This window comes from Flavobacterium soyae, from assembly GCF_045348165.1.
Classification (GTDB): Bacteria; Bacteroidota; Bacteroidia; order Flavobacteriales; family Flavobacteriaceae; genus Flavobacterium; species Flavobacterium soyae.
In genome coordinates this window covers 1,818,938-1,841,186 of record NZ_CP150845.1, presented here as the reverse complement: position 1 = coordinate 1,841,186, position 22,249 = coordinate 1,818,938, and the positions used below count along the sequence as shown (strand labels likewise).

The 22,249-nt window shown below is 39.4% G+C and carries 8 protein-coding genes; 1 reads left to right on the top strand and 7 read right to left on the bottom strand.

All coding sequences use genetic code 11. The annotated features are described in order from the left end of the window. Window positions 1–11: 11 nt before the first annotated feature. The 4 genes from ruvA to AABD74_RS08040 form a co-directional block, all read right to left on the bottom strand. Complete coding sequence (gene ruvA / locus AABD74_RS08055; RefSeq protein WP_406845191.1) at window positions 12–593, bottom strand: Holliday junction branch migration protein RuvA; 582 nt, start codon at window positions 591–593, stop codon at window positions 12–14. An 80-nt stretch (window positions 594–673) separates the two neighbouring features. Next, the gene (locus AABD74_RS08050) at window positions 674–2,965 is read right to left on the bottom strand and encodes an NADP-dependent malic enzyme (RefSeq protein ID WP_406845190.1); all 2,292 of its coding nucleotides are present in this window, start codon (window positions 2,963–2,965) and stop codon (window positions 674–676) included. A gap of 156 nt (window positions 2,966–3,121) precedes the next feature. Further along, window positions 3,122–3,547 (bottom strand): CBS domain-containing protein, encoded by a 426-nt coding sequence (locus tag AABD74_RS08045; protein WP_232681478.1) that lies wholly within the window; start codon window positions 3,545–3,547, stop codon window positions 3,122–3,124. Between the two features lie 1,254 nt (window positions 3,548–4,801). Continuing rightward, entirely contained in the window at window positions 4,802–5,044 is a 243-nt protein-coding gene (locus tag AABD74_RS08040) for a helix-turn-helix domain-containing protein (RefSeq protein ID WP_053471670.1), read from the bottom strand. Between the two features lie 89 nt (window positions 5,045–5,133). Between AABD74_RS08040 and AABD74_RS08035 the strand changes: the two genes are divergently transcribed. Further along, window positions 5,134–5,472: a hypothetical protein gene (locus AABD74_RS08035; protein ID WP_232681477.1), complete on the top strand. Its 339-nt coding sequence runs from the start codon at window positions 5,134–5,136 to the stop codon at window positions 5,470–5,472. A 50-nt stretch (window positions 5,473–5,522) separates the two neighbouring features. Here AABD74_RS08035 and AABD74_RS08030 read toward each other — a convergent pair whose 3' ends face one another. From AABD74_RS08030 to AABD74_RS08020, 3 genes are read right to left on the bottom strand one after another with little or no spacing between them, the layout of a single operon-like run. After that, entirely contained in the window at window positions 5,523–7,520 is a 1,998-nt protein-coding gene (locus AABD74_RS08030) for an OmpA family protein (RefSeq protein ID WP_406845189.1), read from the bottom strand. A gap of 15 nt (window positions 7,521–7,535) precedes the next feature. Continuing rightward, window positions 7,536–8,447 (bottom strand): type IX secretion system membrane protein PorP/SprF, encoded by a 912-nt coding sequence (locus tag AABD74_RS08025; protein ID WP_232681475.1) that lies wholly within the window; start codon window positions 8,445–8,447, stop codon window positions 7,536–7,538. A gap of 46 nt (window positions 8,448–8,493) precedes the next feature. Further along, window positions 8,494–22,038 carry a gliding motility-associated C-terminal domain-containing protein gene (locus tag AABD74_RS08020; protein ID WP_406845188.1) on the bottom strand — a complete coding sequence of 4,515 codons (13,545 nt, stop codon included), beginning with the start codon at window positions 22,036–22,038 and terminating at the stop codon, window positions 8,494–8,496. Window positions 22,039–22,249 lie beyond the last annotated feature (211 nt).

Genomic DNA, 22,249 nt, shown 5'->3' with positions numbered 1-22,249 from the left:
AAAAATTGATTTTATAAGCTTTTTAAAGCCTTTTTAATGATCGTTTCTACTGTAGCTTGAGGATCTTCTTTAACGATCTTTTCTACTACTTTTTCAGAAGTTTTTCGAACGAATCCTAAAACTTCCAAAGCAGATAACGCTTCATCTCGATTTGTATTGTTTTGGACTACTGAAACTTCGTCCAAATCGTACAATTTTAACACTTTTTCCTTCAAATCAAGTATTACTCGCTGCGCAGTTTTGTTTCCAATTCCTTTTATAGATTGAATTAAGCCAACATCTCCCGAGGCAATTGCATTAATAATTTGTCTTGGTTCTATCGAAGAAAGCATTGTTCGTGCAATGTTTGCCCCAATTCCAGAAACAGACAAAAGCATTCTAAATATTTCACGTTCAGATTTTTCTACAAATCCGAATAAAGTATGCGCATCTTCTTTGATTTGAAGATGCGTATACAATTTTATAAAATCAGCATTAGGGATTAATGAAAAAGTATGTAAAGAAATATTTACGTGGTATCCTACTCCACCGCAATCAATTACAACTTCCGTGGGATTTTTTTCAACTAATTTCCCCTGCAAATGTGCTATCATAAGTATTATTAATAAGTATCAAATATAATAAAAATGCAATAAAAATAAGACAATTTTATTTGATCCTTATATAATGGCTGCTATTGAGCTAATTTATTTTTTTTATTTTGTTTTTCCTGAGCGTCGATAACAGCAATTGCTGCCATGTTTACCATTTCTTCAACGCTTGCTCCTAATTGAAAAATGTGAACCGGTTTATTCATTCCCATCATAATTGGTCCAATAGAAGCTGATTTATTCAATTCCTTCATCAACTTATAAGTGATGTTTGCCGACTCTAAGTTAGGGAATACCAGTGTATTTACTTTCTTTCCTGCTAATTTAGAGAAAGGGAATTTTTCCTGCAGCATTTCTGAATTTAAAGCAAAGTCTGCCTGAATTTCACCATCTACGACCATCTCCGGGTGATTTTTATGCAAATACGCTACAGCATCTCTTACTTTTGAAGCATTTTGATGTGTTGATGAACCAAAGTTTGAATATGAAACCATTGCAATAACAGGCTCAATTCCGAACATTTTTGCTGTTTTAGCAGTCATCAAGGCTATGTTCACTAAATCTTCAGAAGATGGATTAATGTTTATAGCAGTATCTGATAAAAACATTGGGCCGCGAGATGTAAGCATCATATTTGCTGTTGCGACAAGCGAAGCTCCGTGTGCTTTTTCAATTAATTGAAGCATTGGTTTTACTACACTTGGATAACTTCTTGAGTAACCTGTAACAAGAGCATCTGCCTCGCCTTCGTTTACCATCATGGCTGCAAAATAGTTTCTTTCGCGCATGAATTTTTGAGCATCAAGCAATGAAACTCCTCTTCGTTCTCTTGTTTCCCAGTATGAAGCTGCAAATCTGTTACGTCTTGCTTCTTCCTCGTTTGTTTTAGGATCAATGATTTCTAATTCAGCATCAAAACCTAGTTCCTCTTTTAATTCTAAAATAGTTTCTCTGCTTCCTAATAAAACCGGAATACCAATTCCTTCTTCGTGTACAATCTGCGCTGCTTTTAATACATTTAATTGATCTGCCTCAGCAAAAACAATTCGTTTAGGTTCTAATTTAGCACGGTTTGTAATTAAACGTACCATTTTATTATCATTACCCATACGTTCGCGAAGCTTATCCTCATAAGCAGCCCAGTCTGTAATAGGATTTTTTGCTACTCCAGATTCCATTGCCGCTTTTGCAACTGCAGGTGCTACAATAGTAATTAATCTAGGATCAAATGGTTTAGGGATAATATATTCCTGCCCGAAACCTAATTTTGTTGCTCCGTAAGCTACGTTAACCTGTTCTGGAACCGGTTCTTTTGCTAAAATAGCCAATGCTTTTACAGCCGCCATTTTCATAGCTTCGTTAATTTTTGTAGCACGTACGTCTAACGCTCCTCTAAAAATATAAGGGAATCCTAAAACGTTATTTACCTGATTAGGAAAATCAGAACGGCCTGTAGCCATAATAACGTCTTTACGAGTTTCTACAGCTAAATTATAATCGATTTCCGGATTTGGATTTGCCATTGCAAAAACAATCGGGTTGTCTTTCATGGTCAATAACATTTCTGGCGAAAGAATATCTCCAGATGATAATCCGATGAAAACATCAGCTCCATTTACAGCTTCTGCTAATTCAATTTTTGGGCCGTCAATTGCATATTTTAATTGTAATTCTGATAATGAAGGATTGTCTTTTGTTAAAAGTCCCTTACTATTAAACATTAAAATGTTCTCAACTTTTACGCCCAATAAAACATATAAATCTGTACAGGCAATCGCCGCAGATCCCGCTCCGGAAACTACTACTTTTACATCTTCGGCTTTTTTACCTGCTAATTCAAGCGCATTGATTAATGCTGCAGAAGAAATAATTGCGGTTCCGTGCTGGTCATCGTGCATTACCGGAATATCTAATTCTTCTATTAATCTTCTTTCAATTTCAAAAGATTCCGGTGCTTTGATATCTTCAAGATTAATACCTCCAAAAGTTGGAGCAATATTTTTTACAGTCTGAATAAATTCTTCTACGTTTTTTGTATCAACTTCGATATCAAAAACGTCAATGTCAGAGAATATTTTAAACAACAAACCTTTTCCTTCCATTACAGGTTTTCCTGCCTCAGGGCCTATATCTCCCAGACCCAAAACAGCTGTACCGTTTGAGATTACGGCAACTAAATTTCCTTTAGCTGTGTATTTGTAAACATCATCAATGTTTTCTGCAATTGCTAAACAAGGCTCTGCAACACCTGGCGAATAAGCCAGCGATAAATCTCTTTGGGTTGCATATTTTTTTGTTGGAACTACCTGAATTTTTCCTGGAGTTGGCTCTGCGTGGTACACTAACGCCTCTCTTTTTTTACTCTCTTTGTTCATTATTTTAGCTTTTATTCTAGCTTACAAAGATATAAGTCTTAGTTTTAAAATGGGGCGTTTTGGTTCTTTCTTTTGTTAAAATATCAAAATTGAAAAGTCAAAAAAAATAGCCCGGCTTGTTCCGGACTATCTAAAAAAGTATTTTAATAAGTGTATTTACTGTGAGATATAAGAGTTTAAGTGATTAATAGTGTCTTTTTGAATTTCGATAATCGCCTTAACAACATCGCTGATTGAAATAATCCCCACTACTATTCCATCTTCTAAAACAGGAAGATGTCTGATTCTTTTTGAACTCATAAGTTCCATGCAGTCTTCAATATTATTTGAAAGCTGTACTGAGAAAACAGTGCTTTCCATAATTTCATGTACGAAAGTTTCTTTTGAAGATTTATCTTTTAAAACAATTTTTCGAGCATAATCCCTCTCAGACAAAATCCCTTTTAAGTCGTTTCCGTCAATAACAAGAATGGCGCCTATATTTTTATCGCCCATTACTTTTAAGGCTTCAAAAACGGTTGTTGTTGAACGTACGGAATAAACATTCCTTCCTTTTGCATTAAGTATTTGATGTACAGTCATATCTGAAAAATTTTAGATTTATAAAGTTAAAATAAAAACAAATACGATTTGCAACGAAATCGATTTTTTAAAAACACAACTCATTCATTTTAAACAAAATACATCAAATTTAAAGTTTTAGAAATTATACACTAACGAAAGAAAAGATTTACAAAGGTTTTTTGTAGAAAATTAGATTTTTTAACGTTTTGAAATGTTCGTGTAAAACATGAATTTCATTATATATTCATGTTTTTATCGACGATCATATGTCCCTACGGGACAAAATGCATGTTAATATTTTTTTTGTTACCAACCAGTCACTCCTAACGGAGTGTTTCGTAGAAATTAAATATTAAAAGAAATTTCATTACGAGTTAAATATCGGTAAAATCAAATGTTATAATTTGTATGGAATAGTCCGTTAGGAGTAATTGGTTGGTAGAAAAAATGAAATCATTCGTCCAATAATTTCCTGTAGGGAGATATGAAACAATATTAAATGTATAGTCCCTATGGGACAAAATGCATGGCGATATTTTGCAAAAGTTACCGATATATAATTTCTACGAAATATTTTTCAATGTTTAATTCTTATAAAAATACTCCGCTAGGACTTACATATCGGTAGAAAAAAAAGAAATCCAAACCCAAAAATATCCTGTAGGGATTATATAAAAAATAATATGAAACGTATAGTCCCTACGGGACAAAATACATGGCGATATTTTGCAAGAGCTACCGATATATAATTTCTGCGAAATATTTTTATCAATATTTAATTCCTATAAAAACTCCGTTAGGAGTTACATATCGGTAGAAAAAAAGAAATCCCAACCCAAAAACATCCCGTAGGGATTATATAAAAAACAATATGAAATGTATAGTCCCTACGGGACAAAATGCATGGCGATATTTTGCAAGAGCTACCGATATATAATTTCTACGAAATATTTTTATCAATATTTAATTCCTATAAAAACTCCGTTAGGAGTTACATATCGGTAGAAAAAAAGAAATCCCAACCCAAAAATATCCCGTAGGGATTATATAAAAAACAATATGAAATGTATAGTCTCTACGAGACAAAATGCATGTCGACATTTTGGAATGGCTACCGATATATAATTTCTACGAAATATTTTTTACCAATATTTAGTTCCTATAAAAACTCCGTTAGGAGTTAAATATCGGTAGAAAATAAAGAAATCCCAACCCAAAAATATCCCGTAGGGATTATATTAAGAGTTTTAATTTGGAAGTCTAATTGATTTATTATGGATTTTCAGAAAATATTTTACCTATTAATACACTTGATTCTATTTTCAATGAATCAGCTAATGAAAAAAGTAAACTAATGGTAATGTTTTGTTTTCCTTTTTCAATTCTTTGAATAGTTCTTACATCAACATTACATAATGTTGACAATTGTTCTTGTGTAATCTTTTCTTTTCCTCTGAGTTCCTTGATTAATAAACCTAATTTAATAATCTCTAACTCGTATTTATTTTTTTCCACAAATCAAATCTATTAAACTGTGAAAAAAATAACTACGACATATATGTCGTGTTCTAAATATAATATTACATTTGCTGAAAACATATTATATGGAAACAAATGAAATTAAAAAATTAGAGCAATTAGAAAAATTAACCGCCAGATATTTCCGAGCCTTAAAATCCCCTGAGGACAAAACAGAAAATAATGTTTCTCAGATTAAATTTGTAAATTATTATGAACTTGGCTGCGTTATAACCGATATACTAAAAATGTGCATTTTGACATTAGACCAACAAGCAGATAAAATTTCGGAAACAAACAAAAATCCCGTGAATGTGTCTCTGATTTTAGAAATGGTTTTAGAAATGTTTCCTCTAGATGAATTTGAGTTTTTAAGTGAAATAAGCGATATGTTTATTCCGAAAAATAACAATATCAATTCATAAATAAAAAGCCCTTTTCTGGATTTGAAAAGGGCTTTTGTTATATTATAAAATTACATACTTGTAATTATAAATTCGCTTCGTCTGTTTTGCTGATGTTCTTTCTCGGTACATTTTACACCATCGGCACAATTATTTACCAGTTGAGTTTCTCCGTATCCTTTTGCAGTTAAGCGGCTTCCATCAATTCCTCTTTGTTCCAGCCAGCTTTTAGAAGACTGTGCTCTTTTATCTGATAAAATCTGATTGCTTTCTGATGATGAACGACTGTCTGTATGCGAACGAATATCTATTTTTATAGTTGGATATTGTTTTAACATATCAACAATTTTTTGCAGTTTAGGCTCAGATTCTTTTTTAATTGTTGCTTTACCTAAATCGAAAAAGTTCATTGGGATATTTAAAAGTTTTACCAAATCGGTTCCTATTGTAATATTAACTTTAACTGGTTTGATAGAGTTTCCTTTTATTACAACCGGCATTGCTCTTACTATTGGTTTTGGTTTCTTTTCTAAAGCGATTTGTAGAGAAGTTGAGCCTGTAGCTTTTTTTAGCGTTACAGAAACTTCTTTAAACAAATAATCTTCTTTTGAAGTTTTAATAAAATATTTTTTTCCGCATCTTACATTCGAAAAAACATAATTTCCGTTTGCATCTGATTTTGTCTCAACTGCAGATTTACCAGCTTCATCAAACAAAACCAATGAAACATTTGAAAGTATTTCGTTTGTTTCCTGATCTGTAATTGTTCCTGATAACTGCTGTTCGCAAATTAATCTGCGGTTTTCTGTAAATCTGTAAATATCATCAAGTCCTTGGCCATTTACCCTATTTGAAGAGAAAAAACCATTTCTGTTTTTACTATTAATTATAAAAGCAAAATCGTCCTGCATGCTGTTTATTGGTTCTCCAACATTTTGTACTTCATCAAATAAACCTTCTTTGTTTATTTTTGAAACATAAATATCAAGTCCGCCTAAACCAGGTCTTCCATCACTGGCAAAATAAAGTTCGTTTTCATCAGAAATAAAAGGAAACGTTTCTCTTCCTTCTGTATTAATTTCAGGTCCTAAATTTTCTGGTGTTCCAAAAGTTCCGTCGGCAGCTATACTTACTTTAAATATATCAGAAAGCCCTAGTGTTCCTGGCATATCTGACGCAAAATACAATGTTTTTCCATCAGTGCTTAAGGCTGGATGTGCCACGCTGTATTCGTCACTATTGAACGGAAGTTCCTTAACTTCTTTCCATTCGTTATCAATTAAAACTGCTTTATAAAGTTTTAAAAACGTAATGTTATTTTCATTTTGTCTTCTTTTACCGTCTACAGAATTGTTTCTGGTAAAATACATTGTTTGTCCGTCTTTTGTAAAAACCGGAGTAGATTGATTTAAGTTTACTTTTAAATTCTTTTTATGAAATAGTACTGGTTTTTCGATACTTCCATCAGGATTTAATTCAACTGTATATAATGTCGAGATGGCTTTATTTGTCCATTTAAAATTCTTTTTGATTATGACTCCTGTATCTCTTGCAGATGTAAATACTAATTTATTGTCTAAAATCGTGCTTCCGTAATCTGAATCTTTTGAGTTAACTCCGGCATCGGCAATATCAAATCGTCCAGAATTTGCTTTAATATCTTCTAAATAATTTTTGTTCTTTAAAAACAAAACTGCTCTTTTATCTAAAGGTACTTTTTGGCTGAATTTTTCTAAAACTTCATCTGCTTTACGATAACTCCCAATTGATTTTAAGCATTGGGCATACTTGTACATATACTCGGCTTCTTGATTTTCATTTAAATTAAATAATTCCTGATAGTAATTTAGGGCTTCTTCTAATTCTCCTATGAAATAATAGGAATTGCCAAGTCTTTGAAATATTCTTTCTTCTTTAACTCCTTTTTTTACTAAGTTTTCATAAGCCTTTATAGCATCCGCGTAAGCATAATTATCATATTTTTTATCTGCATTATTTATACTGGCGGTTTGAGCATTTGCATTGAAGAAATAGCAAAAGAACAAAAAGAAATAAATTAGTTTTTTCATCTTCGTATTTAAATATTAAAAGAATCTTGGTGAAGTAAGTTTGCTGTAGTTATTAAAGAAATCAAAACGAAGGAAAATCTCATGTGATCCCGAATTGTATCTTCTTAAATTTGTTGTCTCATGATCATAACCGTATCCTATATACATTCCTTTTGTAACCTGAAAACCAGCCATAGCACTTACAGAAGCGCTCCAACGGTACGCAAGACCAACAACAAACTTGTCATTAAACATAAAATTTCCTGAAACATCGACCTGTAAAGGAGCTCCTTCTACCATTTTTGTCAATAATGCCGGTTTAAATTTTATGTACTCTAAACGATCTAAATTGAACACATAACCTGCCATGAAATAGTAGTTTATTTTTTCTTTGAAAACAGCAACATCGTTATCATCGTATCTATTTGTTTCGATAAAATTTGGAACTGATAATCCTAAGTAGGCACGATCTGAATGCCAGTAAATTCCGGCTCCAATATTTGGTGTAAACTTGTTTCTTAAATCCTGAAACATCTCATCATTTTGATCTTCATAACTTAATTTACTTTTATCAAGATTGAAAAGATTTGCTGTGGCTTTAATACCAAATGAAAGCTGAAATGATTCAGAAGTTGGAACACTATAAGACAAATCTGCCGACAAAGTATTTTCATTCGTTGGTCCGATTTTATCATTTACCAGCGAAACTCCTAATCCTAAATTACTATTATTTAAAGGTGTATTTACTGAAAAAGTACTTGTTTCCGGTGCTCCGTCAAGACCAATCCATTGTGTACGATATAAACCGAAAGCACTTAATACGCCGCGTGAACCTGCGTATGCCGGATTGATTTCGATTGTATTATACATATATTGTGTGAATTGAGAATCTTGCTGAGCTGAGCACACAATTGTAAAAAACATGAAAATTAAACCTAATTTTTTCATTTATAAGAGTTTTAAAACGGCTTAGCTTACTAAGCCGTTTGTAATTTTATTTATTGATATATAAATAACCTGATTTTTCGTGAGGGTTTGAACCGCTGTCTTTATATTTTAGAATATAGAAATAGGTTCCTACTGGCAATCCTTCTGATTGTTTCATAGTTGTACGCCCTTCTGAATATCCTTTAAATACTCTGTCTTCATTATTATATGCGTCCTTTTCGAAAACCAAAACACCCCAGCGATTGTAAATTTCTACTGTATTATCCGGATAACATTCTAATCCCTGAATATAGAATCGTTCGTTTTTCTGATCTCCATTTGGAGATAAAGCATTTATAACATTGATCTCACAGCCATTTAATGTTATCACTGTAGGTTTATCTCCATCGATACCTGAATTATCTGAAATATCTTCTACCACTACTCCTTTTGCACTGCTTCCTTTAACACTTGCCTGATTCGTTACTGTTCCGTTATTAATATCGGTTTGCGATATTTTATAAAGAGCACTGAAATTAGTATCGTTTGATTCACCGACAGCTAAATCAATAGCCTGTCCTGAAACGATTACTCCTGGCAGCGGATCTGTAATTGTGATTCCTGTTAATGGTACATTTCCTGTGTTTGTTACTACAAATTTGTACGTAATTGTTTCACCTGCATTTGCAATTTTGTTATTGTTATCGTCATTAAATACCGCTGTTTTAACAATTGCGATTCCTGGAACTTCTACAAAAACTGATAATACTGCTGAACTGCAATTTCTGGTCGCTGCTGCTTTTTCACAAATTTCATACGCAATTTGATAAGTTCCTGCTGGTGTATTTGGTTTTACATTTACGGTTCCGTCAGCATTAAATTCAAAATTTGTATTACCAGATGTGTTTGAGATAGTAACATCTGCAGAATTAATTGCAGTTCCGTTTAATAAATCATTATCTAAAACATTTATAAATTCTAGTGAACCATTAATTCCGTCAACCGCAATTTCTCCATCATTGTTAGCTGTAATTGGTGTTGATGGCGTAACTGGAATAGTTGTATTCAGAACTTCAACGCTTACAACTGCCTGGCTGCAATTAGACGAACTTGAAACATCACATATTTGATATGTCAATTGATAAATTCCTGTTTGTGTTCCGGGTTTAATATCAACAGTACCATCTGCATTTAAAACTAAATGAGTATTTGGAACAACTGTACTTAAAGTTACATTTGCTGGAATAACAGCTGATCCGTTTTGTGTGTCATTATCAAAAACATTTATTCCTGTGCTGGTTCCTTTGCTAATATCTATTGAGCCTGCAGTATCATTATTTGCTTTGATAGTAAAAGTTGGTCTTGCATTACAATCTGCTGTAGCTGCCGGATAATTTACATGAATGCTGGCTGTTGGGTTTAATGAGAATACCATTGTAACGTCTGGTCTCGTTTTCTCAAATCCATCAGCCCCTTCTATCCATTGACCATTTGTATTTAACCATCCCGGCCAGTCTATCCCGTTTCCACTGCCATCTATAACTGCACCCGGCCATAAAATATTTCCGTTTAATGGTAAATTAGTTTGAGTCGCAACTACATTATTTGCACTATCAACCCATTGAATTGTTAATAAATTAGTAGGTGTAAAATTATCTGCAACAATATTGTATGACACATAAGGAACGTTATTAGAACAGTAGCTGCTTGCTGTTACAGTCATTGTTGGTTCATCAACAGTTACTTTAATCGAAGCTGAACTACAGTTTGTTGGGTTCAACTTTTCACAAATCTGATAAGTCAATTCATAAGTTCCTCTTGGTGCATTTGCTCCCAATGTAACTGTCCCGTCAGGATTTAATGTTAAGAATCCTGTTGGATCTGGAGTTACTATAGAAAGATTTATATCATTTACTACAACTGGTAATCCGTTGTTAGTATCATTATCAAAAACATTTATAATGGTTTGAGGCTGATTTATTCCAACTACTGATCCAACTATATCATCAATCGCTTGTAATTGCACCCCGCTAATTACCCCAACTTTAGAGATTACTGCATCGCAATTTGATGGGTTTGTAACCTCACAAATGCTGTATTCAACATCATAAGTTCCTGCCGGTGTGTTTGCTGCAACAGTAACAGTTCCGTCTGCATTTAAGGTTAACCCTGATGGAACATTTACTGCTGTTAATGTTACGTTTCCTTGTGCCGTACCAATGACAACCGGGTTTCCGTTTAAAGTATCATTAGCCGTTAAAGCTGCTGTCGTACCTCCTGTGTTTCCGTTTATAGATGCCGTAGTTTCGGTAACTGCATCGATAACCGGTGTCCCTACTGTTACACTTACTGTATTTGAACTGCAGTTTGATGGGTTTAGTTTCTCACAGATTGTATAAGTCAATTGATAAGTGCCTGCCGGAGCATTAGCCCCTAGTGTTAAGCTTCCGTCTGGATTTAAAACTAAATATCCTGTTGGATCTGCAATAGTTGTAGTCAGATTTACATCTGATGGAACTAGTGCTGTTCCATTTTTAGTATCGTTATCAAATACATTTAATGGTAATGTCTGAGGTGTGTTTCCTGCTGTAACCGATCCAATAATATCAGGGTTTGCAGCAAGTGTTCCTGCACTTACCACAACTTTAGAGATTACTGCATCGCAATTTGATGGGTTTGTAACCTCACAAATGCGGTATTCAACATCATAAGTTCCTGCTGCTGTGTTTGCTGCAACTGTTACTGTTCCGTCTGCGTTTAATGTTAAGCCTAATGGAACATTTACTGCTGTTAATCTTACGTTTCCTTGCGCTGTACCAATGACAACCGGGTTTCCGTTTAAAGTATCATTGGCTGTTAATGAAACTGTTGTTCCTCCTGTGTTTCCGTTGATAGATGTTGTTGTTTCTGTAACTGCATCGATAACCGGTGTCCCTACTGTTACACTTACTGTATTTGAACTGCAGTTTGATGGGTTTAGTTTCTCACAGATTGTATAAGTCAATTGATAAGTGCCTGCCGGAGCATTAGCGCCTAGGGTTAAGCTTCCGTCTGGGTTTAAAATTAAATATCCTGTTGGATCTGCAATAGTTGTAGTCAGATTTACATCTGATGAAATAAGTGCTGTTCCATTTTTAGTATCGTTATCAAATACATTTAATGGTAATGTCTGAGGTGTGTTTCCTGCTGTAACTGATCCAATAGTATCAGGGTTTGCAGCAAGTGTTCCTGCACTTACCACAACTTTAGAGATTACTGCATCGCAATTTGATGGGTTTGTAACCTCACAGATGCTGTATTCTACATCGTAGGTTCCTGCTGCTGTGTTTGGTGCAACTGTTACTGTTCCGTCTGCATTTAAGGTTAAGCCTGATGGAACATTTACTGCTGTTAATCTTACGTTTCCTTGCGCTGTACCAATGACAACCGGGTTTCCGTTTAAAGTATCATTGGCTGTTAATGAAACTGTTGTTCCTCCTGTGTTTCCGTTGATAGATGTTGTTGTTTCTGTAACTGCATCGATAACCGGTGTCCCTACTGTTACACTTACTGTATTTGAACTGCAGTTTGATGGGTTTAGTTTCTCACAGATTGTATAAGTCAATTGATAAGTGCCTGCCGGAACATTAGCGCCTAGGGTTAAGCTTCCGTCTGGGTTTAAAACTAAATATCCTGTCGGGTCTGCAGTAGCCGTAGTCAGATTTACATCTGACGGAACTAATGCTGTTCCGTTTTTAGTATCGTTATCAAATACATTTATCGGTAATGTCTGAGCTGTATTTCCTGCTGTAACTGATCCTATAGTATCTGGGTTAGCAGCAAGTGTTCCTGCACTTACCACAACTTTAGAGATTACTGCATCGCAATTTGATGGGTTCGTAACCTCACAAATGCGGTATTCAACATCATAAGTTCCTGCTGCTGTGCTTGGTGCAACTGTTACTGTTCCATCTGCATTTAAGGTTAACCCTGATGGAACATTTACTGCTGTTAATGTTACGTTTCCTTGTGCCGTACCAATGACAACCGGGTTTCCGTTTAAAGTATCATTAGCCGTTAAAGCTGCTGTCGTACCTCCTGTGTTTCCGTTGATTGCAGCTGCAGTTTCTGTTACTGCATTGATAACCGGGACTGTTATTATAACCGTTACTGTAGCTGAATCACAAATGCTAGTATTCGTTGACTTACAAATCGTATAAATAATTACATGTGTTCCTACAGCTGTATTTGGAGCTACATCTATCGTTCCATTAGAATTAAAAGTAATTCCTGTTGGAAGAGTACCTATTGTCAAAACAACATCTGCTGGAAGAAAAGATACTCCATTAATTTTATCATTGGCAAAAATAGTTGAAATTGATCCTCCAACTAAACCATTAACTGATAAAGGTGTATCATCTTCAGCACAAATATATTCTGAAATTACCGCTGCCGGAGATGCACCCGAAGTGCAGCCGTTTGCTGAAGCCGTTACCGTATAGCTTCCTGCCGGTGCCGTTACAGTATCCCCCGACTGGGAAACACCTGCCGAAGGGCTTACCGTATAGGTATTTGAAGCATCATAGTTTGTAATTGTAAAACTTCCAGATGCCGTTAAGCATGCAGGCTGGGTCACAGCGCTTAATGACGGAACTGTCGGGGTAGCCGGCTGCGCATTGATAACCGCAGCAGAGGATGCACCCGAAGTACAGCCGTTTGCTGAAGCCGTTACCGTATAGCTTCCTGCCGGTGCCGTTACAGTATCCCCCGACTGGGAAACACCTGCCGACGGGCTTATCGTATAGGTATTCGAAGCATCATAGTTTGTGATTGTAAAACTTCCAGATGCCGTTAAGCATGCAGGCTGGATCACAGCGCTTAATGACGGAACTGCCGGGGTAGCCGGCTGCGCATTGATAACCGCAGCAGAGGATGCACCCGAAGTACAGCCGTTTGCTGAAGCCGTTACCGTATAGCTTCCTGCCGGTGCCGTTACAGTATCCCCCGACTGGGAAACACCTGCCGACGGGCTTATCGTATAGGTATTCGAAGCATCATAGTTTGTGATTGTAAAACTTCCAGATGCCGTTAAGCATGCAGGCTGGATCACAGCGCTTAATGACGGAACTGCCGGGGTAGCCGGCTGCGCATTGATAACCGCAGCAGAGGATGCACCCGAAGTACAGCCGTTTGCTGAAGCCGTTACCGTATAGCTTCCTGCCGGTGCCGTTACAGTATCCCCCGACTGGGAAACACCTGCCGAAGGGCTTATCGTATAGGTATTCGAAGCATCATAGTTTGTGATTGTAAAACTTCCAGATGCCGTTAAGCATGCAGGCTGGATCACAGCGCTTAATGACGGAACTGCCGGGGTAGCCGGCTGCGCGTTTATAACCGCAGCAGAGGATGCTCCCGAAGTACAGCCGTTCGCTGAAGCCGTTACCGTATAGCTTCCTGCCGGTGCCGTTACAGTATCCCCCGACTGGGAAACACCTGCCGACGGGCTTACCGTATAGGTATTCGAAGCATCATAGTTTGTGATTGTAAAACTTCCAGATGCCGTTAAGCATGCAGGCTGGATCACAGCGCTTAATAACGGAACTGCCGGGGTAGCCGGCTGCGCGTTTATAACCGCAGCAGAGGATGCTCCCGAAGTACAGCCGTTCGCTGAAGCCGTTACCGTATAGCTTCCTGCCGGTGCCGTTACAGTATCCCCCGACTGGGAAACACCTGCCGACGGGCTTACCGTATAGGTATTCGAAGCATCATAGTTTGTGATTGTAAAACTTCCAGATGCCGTTAAGCATGCAGGCTGGATCACAGCGCTTAATAACGGAACTGCCGGGGTAGCCGGCTGCGCGTTTATAACCGCAGCAGAGGATGCTCCCGAAGTACAGCCGTTCGCTGAAGCCGTTACCGTATAGCTTCCTGCCGGTGCCGTTACAGTATCCCCCGACTGGGAAACACCTGCCGAAGGGCTTACCGTATAGGTATTTGAAGCATCATAGTTTGTAATTGTAAAACTTCCAGATGCCGTTAAGCATGCAGGCTGGATCACAGCGCTTAATGACGGAACTGCCGGGGTAGCCGGCTGCGCGTTTATAACCGCAGCAGAGGATGCTCCCGAAGTACAGCCGTTCGCTGAAGCCGTTACCGTATAGCTTCCTGCCGGTGCCGTTACAGTATCCCCCGACTGGGAAACACCTGCCGACGGGCTTACCGTATAGGTATTCGAAGCATCATAGTTTGTGATTGTAAAACTTCCAGATGCCGTTAAGCATGCAGGCTGGATCACAGCGCTTAATAACGGAACTGCCGGGGTAGCCGGCTGCGCGTTTATAACCGCAGCAGAGGATGCTCCCGAAGTACAGCCGTTCGCTGAAGCCGTTACCGTATAGCTTCCTGCCGGTGCCGTTACAGTATCCCCTGACTGGGAAACACCTGCCGACGGGCTTACCGTATAGGTATTCGAAGCATCATAGTTTGTAATTGTAAAACTTCCAGATGCCGTTAAGCATGTAGGCTGGGTCACAGCGCTTAATGACGGAACTGCCGGGGTAGCCGGCTGCGCGTTTATAACCGCAGCAGAGGATGCTCCCGAAGTGCAGCCGTTCGCTGAAGCCGTTACCGTGTAGCTTCCTGCCGGTGCCGTTACAGTATCCCCTGACTGGGAAACACCTGCCGAAGGGCTTATCGTATAGGTATTCGAAGCATCATAGTTTGTAATTGTAAAACTTCCAGATGCCGTTAAGCATGTAGGCTGGATCACAGCGCTTAATAACGGAACGGCCGGGGTAGCCGGCTGCGCGTTTATAACCGCAGCAGAGGATGCTCCCGAAGTGCAGCCGTTCGCTGAAGCCGTTACCGTGTAGCTTCCTGCCGGTGCCGTTACAGTATCCCCTGACTGGGAAACACCTGCCGAAGGGCTTATCGTATAGGTATTCGAAGCATCATAGTTTGTAATTGTAAAACTTCCAGATGCCGTTAAGCATGTAGGCTGGATCACAGTGCTTAATAACGGAACTGCCGGGGTAGCCGGCTGCGCATTGATAACCGCAGCAGAGGATGCACCCGAAGTACAGCCGTTTGCTGAAGCCGTTACCGTATAGCTTCCTGCCGGTGCCGTTACAGTATCCCCCGACTGGGAAACACCTGCCGACGGGCTTATCGTATAGGTATTCGAAGCATCATAGTTTGTGATTGTAAAACTTCCAGATGCCGTTAAGCATGCAGGCTGGATCACAGCGCTTAATGACGGAACTGCCGGGGTAGCCGGCTGCGCATTGATAACCGCAGCAGAGGATGCACCCGAAGTACAGCCGTTTGCTGAAGCCGTTACCGTATAGCTTCCTGCCGGTGCCGTTACAGTATCCCCCGACTGGGAAACACCTGCCGACGGGCTTACCGTATAGGTATTCGAAGCATCATAGTTTGTAATTGTAAAACTTCCAGATGCCGTTAAGCATGTAGGCTGGATCACAGCGCTTAATAACGGAACTGCCGGGGTAGCCGGCTGCGCATTGATAACCGCAGCAGAGGATGCATCCGAAGTACAGCCGTTTGCTGAAGCCGTTACCGTATAGCTTCCTGCCGGTGCCGTCACGGTGTCCCCTGACTGAGAAACACCTGCCGACGGGCTTACCGTATAGGTATTTGAAGCATCATAGTTTGTAATTGTAAAACTTCCAGATGCCGTTAAGCATGCAGGCTGGGTCACAGCGCTTAATGACGGAACTGCCGGGGTAGCCGGCTGCGCATTGATAACCGCAGCAGAGGATGCATCCGAAGTACAGCCGTTTGCTGAAGCCGTTACCGTATAGCTTCCTGCCGGTGCCGTTACAGTATCCCCTGACTGGGAAACACCTGCCGAAGGGCTTATCGTATAGGTATTCGAAGCATCATAGTTTGTAATTGTAAAACTTCCAGATGCCGTTAAGCATGTAGGCTGGATCACAGTGCTTAATAACGGAACTGCCGGGGTAGCCGGCTGCGCATTGATAACCGCAGCAGAGGATGCACCCGAAGTACAGCCGTTTGCTGAAGCCGTTACCGTATAGCTTCCTGCCGGTGCCGTTACAGTATCCCCCGACTGGGAAACACCTGCCGACGGGCTTATCGTATAGGTATTCGAAGCATCATAGTTTGTGATTGTAAAACTTCCAGATGCCGTTAAGCATGCAGGCTGGATCACAGCGCTTAATGACGGAACTGCCGGGGTAGCCGGCTGCGCGTTTATAACCGCAGCAGAGGATGCTCCCGAAGTACAGCCGTTTGCTGAAGCCGTTACCGTATAGCTTCCTGCCGGTGCCGTTACAGTATCCCCCGACTGGGAAACACCTGCCGAAGGGCTTATCGTATAGGTATTCGAAGCATCATAGTTTGTGATTGTAAAACTTCCAGATGCCGTTAAGCATGCAGGCTGGATCACAGCGCTTAATGACGGAACTGCCGGGGTAGCCGGCTGCGCGTTTATAACCGCAGCAGAGGATGCTCCCGAAGTACAGCCGTTCGCTGAAGCCGTTACCGTATAGCTTCCTGCCGGTGCCGTTACAGTATCCCCCGACTGGGAAACACCTGCCGACGGGCTTACCGTATAGGTATTCGAAGCATCATAGTTTGTGATTGTAAAACTTCCAGATGCCGTTAAGCATGCAGGCTGGATCACAGCGCTTAATAACGGAACTGCCGGGGTAGCCGGCTGCGCGTTTATAACCGCAGCAGAGGATGCTCCCGAAGTACAGCCGTTCGCTGAAGCCGTTACCGTATAGCTTCCTGCCGGTGCCGTTACAGTATCCCCCGACTGGGAAACACCTGCCGACGGGCTTACCGTATAGGTATTCGAAGCATCATAGTTTGTGATTGTAAAACTTCCAGATGCCGTTAAGCATGCAGGCTGGATCACAGCGCTTAATAACGGAACTGCCGGGGTAGCCGGCTGCGCGTTTATAACCGCAGCAGAGGATGCTCCCGAAGTACAGCCGTTCGCTGAAGCCGTTACCGTATAGCTTCCTGCCGGTGCCGTTACAGTATCCCCTGACTGGGAAACACCTGCCGACGGGCTTACCGTATAGGTATTCGAAGCATCATAGTTTGTAATTGTAAAACTTCCAGATGCCGTTAAGCATGTAGGCTGGGTCACAGCGCTTAATGACGGAACTGCCGGGGTAGCCGGCTGCGCGTTTATAACCGCAGCAGAGGATGCTCCCGAAGTGCAGCCGTTCGCTGAAGCCGTTACCGTGTAGCTTCCTGCCGGTGCCGTTACAGTATCCCCTGACTGGGAAACACCTGCCGAAGGGCTTATCGTATAGGTATTCGAAGCATCATAGTTTGTAATTGTAAAACTTCCAGATGCCGTTAAGCATGTAGGCTGGATCACAGCGCTTAATAACGGAACGGCCGGGGTAGCCGGCTGCGCGTTTATAACCGCAGCAGAGGATGCTCCCGAAGTGCAGCCGTTCGCTGAAGCCGTTACCGTGTAGCTTCCTGCCGGTGCCGTTACAGTATCCCCTGACTGGGAAACACCTGCCGAAGGGTTTATCGCATAAGTATTTGAAGCATCATAGTTTGTAATTGTAAAACTTCCAGATGCCGTTAAGCATGTAGGCTGGATCACAGCGCTTAATAACGGAACTGCCGGGGTAGCATTCACTGTGACACTTACCGAAGTTCTTGCACTTTCACACCCAGTTACAGTCTGACTTACATAGTAAGTTCCTGTTACTAAAGTTTCTGTTCCTGTATATAATGTTCCTCCTGTTGAAGCGCTGTACCATTTTAAGTTTGTTCCTGTCGCAGTAAGATCACTTACGTTTTTAGCATCAACTGAACAGAAATTCTGTGCTGTAGCTGTTGGGGCTGAAGGTATAGGATTTACTGTTACTATCGCAGCAGTTGAAGAGGCACTTTGACATCCTGAAGCATTTGCTATTCTTACACTATAAGTCCCTGAAACAGATACAGTAATTGACTGAGTAACAGCTCCAGTTGACCATAAATAACTGTTCCCTCCGGTAGAAGTCAAAGTTACCGTTCCACCAGAACAGAATGTCGTTGAACCATCTGCTGTAATAGTTGGTGCTGCTGGTGTTGGGTTTACTGTTATTGATACTAAGATTCTCACACTTTCGCATCCGCTTACGGTCTGGCTTACATAATAGTTGCCTGATGCCAATACTTCTGTTCCCGAATAAAGTGTCCCGCCAGTATTTGCATTATACCATTTCAAATTGGTACCTGCTGCCACTAAATCACTAACTTTTTTATTCTCAGAGGTACAAAATGTTTGTGAAGAAGCCGTTGGTACAGCTGTATTATTTACTGTAACTGCCACTAAAGTTCTTGTACTTTCACAGCTGTTTAGAGTCTGGCTTACATAATAATTTCCTGATGTTAATGTTTCTGTGCCTGTGTAAAGTGTTCCTCCGCTGCTTGTACTATACCATTTCAAGTTAGTTCCGGAAGCAGTTAAATCACTAACTTTTTTAGCATCAATTGCACAAAATGTTTGTGAAGATGCTGTTGGCGCAGTTGTATTATTTACTGTAACTGCTACTAACGTCCTGGTACTCTCTCCACAACTATTAGTAGTTTGGCTTACATAGTAATTTCCTGACGTTAGTGTTTCTGTTCCTGTATAAAGTGTTCCTCCGCTGCTTGCGCTGTACCATTTTAAGTTTGTTCCTACTGCCACTAAATCACTAACTTTTTTAGCATCAGAAGCACAAAATGTCTGTGAAGATGCCGATGGCGCAGATGGCACAGTACCTATTGTTACCGCTACTAACGTTCTGGCACTTTCTCCACAACTATTCGCAGTTTGGCTTACATAATAATTTCCTGTAGATAAAGTCTGGGTTGACAGAAGGGCTGTACCACCTGAAGCAGCACTATACCACTTTAAATTAGTCCCAACAGCCACTAAATCACTTACCTTTTTATTATCAGAAGCACAAAAAGTCTGAGAGGAAGCAACCGGGGCTGAGGAAGTCGTATTAATAGTTACTGATACCTGAGTTCTTGAACTTTCACATCCATTTACAGTTTGGCTTCCATAATAATTCCCTGTTGCCAAAGCTAAAGTTGATGAAAGAGCTGTTCCTCCATTTGCTCCGCTATACCATTTTAAATTAGTCCCTGAGGCAACTAAATCACTAACTTTTTTATTTTCAGAAGAACAAAATGTCTGAGCAGAAGCCGTAGGTGCAGCTGGTGTAAAAGTTACTACTGTTACTGCAGAACTATTACTTGCACAGCCAGAACTATTTATTATTTTAACGCTATAACTTCCTTCGCTGTTAATTGTAATATTTCTTGTAGTTTCTCCTGTTGACCATAAATAACTGCCACCGCTTGCACTACTTGATCTTAAAACTGTATTTCCGGCAGTTGTACAGGTAGCTGAACCTGAATTAACGCTAATTGTAGGTGCAGCTGGCTGTGGGTTAATTGTTACCACTACCGGTTTTATAAACTGACATCCGTCAGTAGAAACTGCCTTTATATAATATGTTCCTGAAGCAGTAACAGCACTTGGTGCTGCATAAGCAATCGATGCATTTGCATCTGTCCAATACGAAAGTGTCATATTTGAAGTACTTCCAGCTGTAACAGCCGGTGCAGTTAAATCTACTGCAGCAGGTGCACAAATTGCAGCAGGATTCGTAACAACAAGAGTTGATGTCTTTGGTGTTACCGCTGCACTAGCTGAATTGTTAGCAGTATTAGTGTCTATTGAAGCTGGTAATGAGGCAGTATTTGTATAGTTACCTGATGCATTTACTGTTGCAGTAATTTTTAATGTCACAGATGTTTGCGCCTCTACATCGCCAATACTCCAAATACCTGTCGCCGAATCATAAACACCTACTGATGGTGTTGAACTAACATAAGTATAACCCGAAGGAAGTAAATCATTTACTGAAACTCCAGAAACATTATTACCTCCTAAATTACTCACCGTAACAGTAAATTCAACTGCAGACCCTATACATGGTGCTGCATTATCAACTGTTTTTGTAATTCCTAAATCTGTACACAGAGTAACGCTGACAGGTTTTGACTGAGTTTGAGCTCCACAAGTTAAAGTTGAAGCTACGGAATATGACCCTGTTTTTACAGCCGTATAAATTGACGAATTAGCACCAGCTATAGCAGTCCCGTTAAAATACCATTGATAGGGCGCAAAACCAGCTGGTGTTGTTAATTCTGCTTTATTATTAGTACATCCGCCACCTGAAATATAAGTCAAAGTTGGGTCTTCCGGCTGAGCTGCAAAATTAGAGAAAAAGCCTGCCATTGAGAATCCCCCTCCCTGCTGTACAATTGAAACCGTTAATTTTGCTGCGCTTGAAATAGAAAGAACATTTGGACTGCCTATTTGAGTATCTTCAAAGTTTATCAAATACCAGCCTGTTGTTCCTAATTGATGACGGGCTGTAATACCGCTTATAGTCTCAATATTAGTTCCATTTACTGTTACAACATCTGCAGCACTTCTCAAAAGTATATATCCAAAATACGGTAACGTTCCCGTACCATAATTTCTAAACTTTGCTGTTTCTATAAAATTAGATCCTCCACATTCAGATACCGGGGCAATTGTCGAAATATCAACCTCACAAGATTGTGCCGTACCTGAATATACAACAACTTTCTTATCTGCAGAAACACGTGATGCCGAAAAGCTTGTATTCGACACACCATTTTGAAAAGTATGAAAACTCCCCGCTGTTGCCAAAGTAACACTGTTCGTAGCTACTAATGCACCTGTTGTTGAATAAGTATCTATTGTTAAAACTGTATTGTCTTTTGTTGCAACTACAGTTGTTTGCTCTGCAGTATCATTTCCTTTTCCTCTTTCAATAAAGTACTCCGTACCCAAAACTGATTCAGGCGGAACCTGATTAAAAGCCCCATCCCCACAGCCGCCCGGCATATCTATCGCCGCAGAAGTGTTCATTACAGAAGGATTTGAGGACTCTACCAATGTTCCTATTGCAGCTTTAAACAAATAACTTTGTCCTGCATTTAATGTAGCTGCAATGGCATTGTTAATTTTTACTGTTGTATTATTAGCAGTAGCCATAATACTATAAATTGGACGTTGATCTCCTAAGCTGCTAAAATTTCCTAAGCTGCCGTCTCTATAATATCCTATTCTAAAACGTACGCCTATTCCTGCATCACCAAAACTGGTCAATGCTGCATTTCCCTTCAGATTCGCATCAACATTCTCTCCGTTAGTATAGTCATCAGAAGCAACATTTCGCATGTTTACAGATGTTGGCCCATCACTTGTCACTATTAACCCTGCCCCCGAGATTACCGTATTTAAAGCATTCATAGGAAGATCTTTCGCAAGTAGATTAAATCTGTAGACCGCCGGAGTTCCTTTTATAGCGGTTAAAGTTGTTACTAAAGTACCATCGCTCTTTGTTAACGTAATATTTACAATACTTGTAGAATTTGTTGCAATAACAATTTCATTTGCTTTACTAAAATATTGCCAGGGAGCCGGCGCGATATAATGTTTCGTGTAAAACTGAGCTGAAGCACTATAGCTGAGCAGTAAAAAAAGTAAAACAAGAAAATTTGGTTTGAAGAACTTAAACCAATTAAGAGTAAAGTTACGCATAGACAAACTTGGTGTTAATTTGTGTAATAGATATTCTAAAACCTGAATACCAAAAATTGATTCTCAGATTATTTAGCAGATACGAAAAATTGAAAGGATTGATTCTTAGATTATTGAAAGGATTTTTTTCAACATCATAAAAATATTTGGAAAGCGTTTGGACCATAATTATTTTAGGTTCAAGACACATAGTCGTCTTTGGATTAAATTA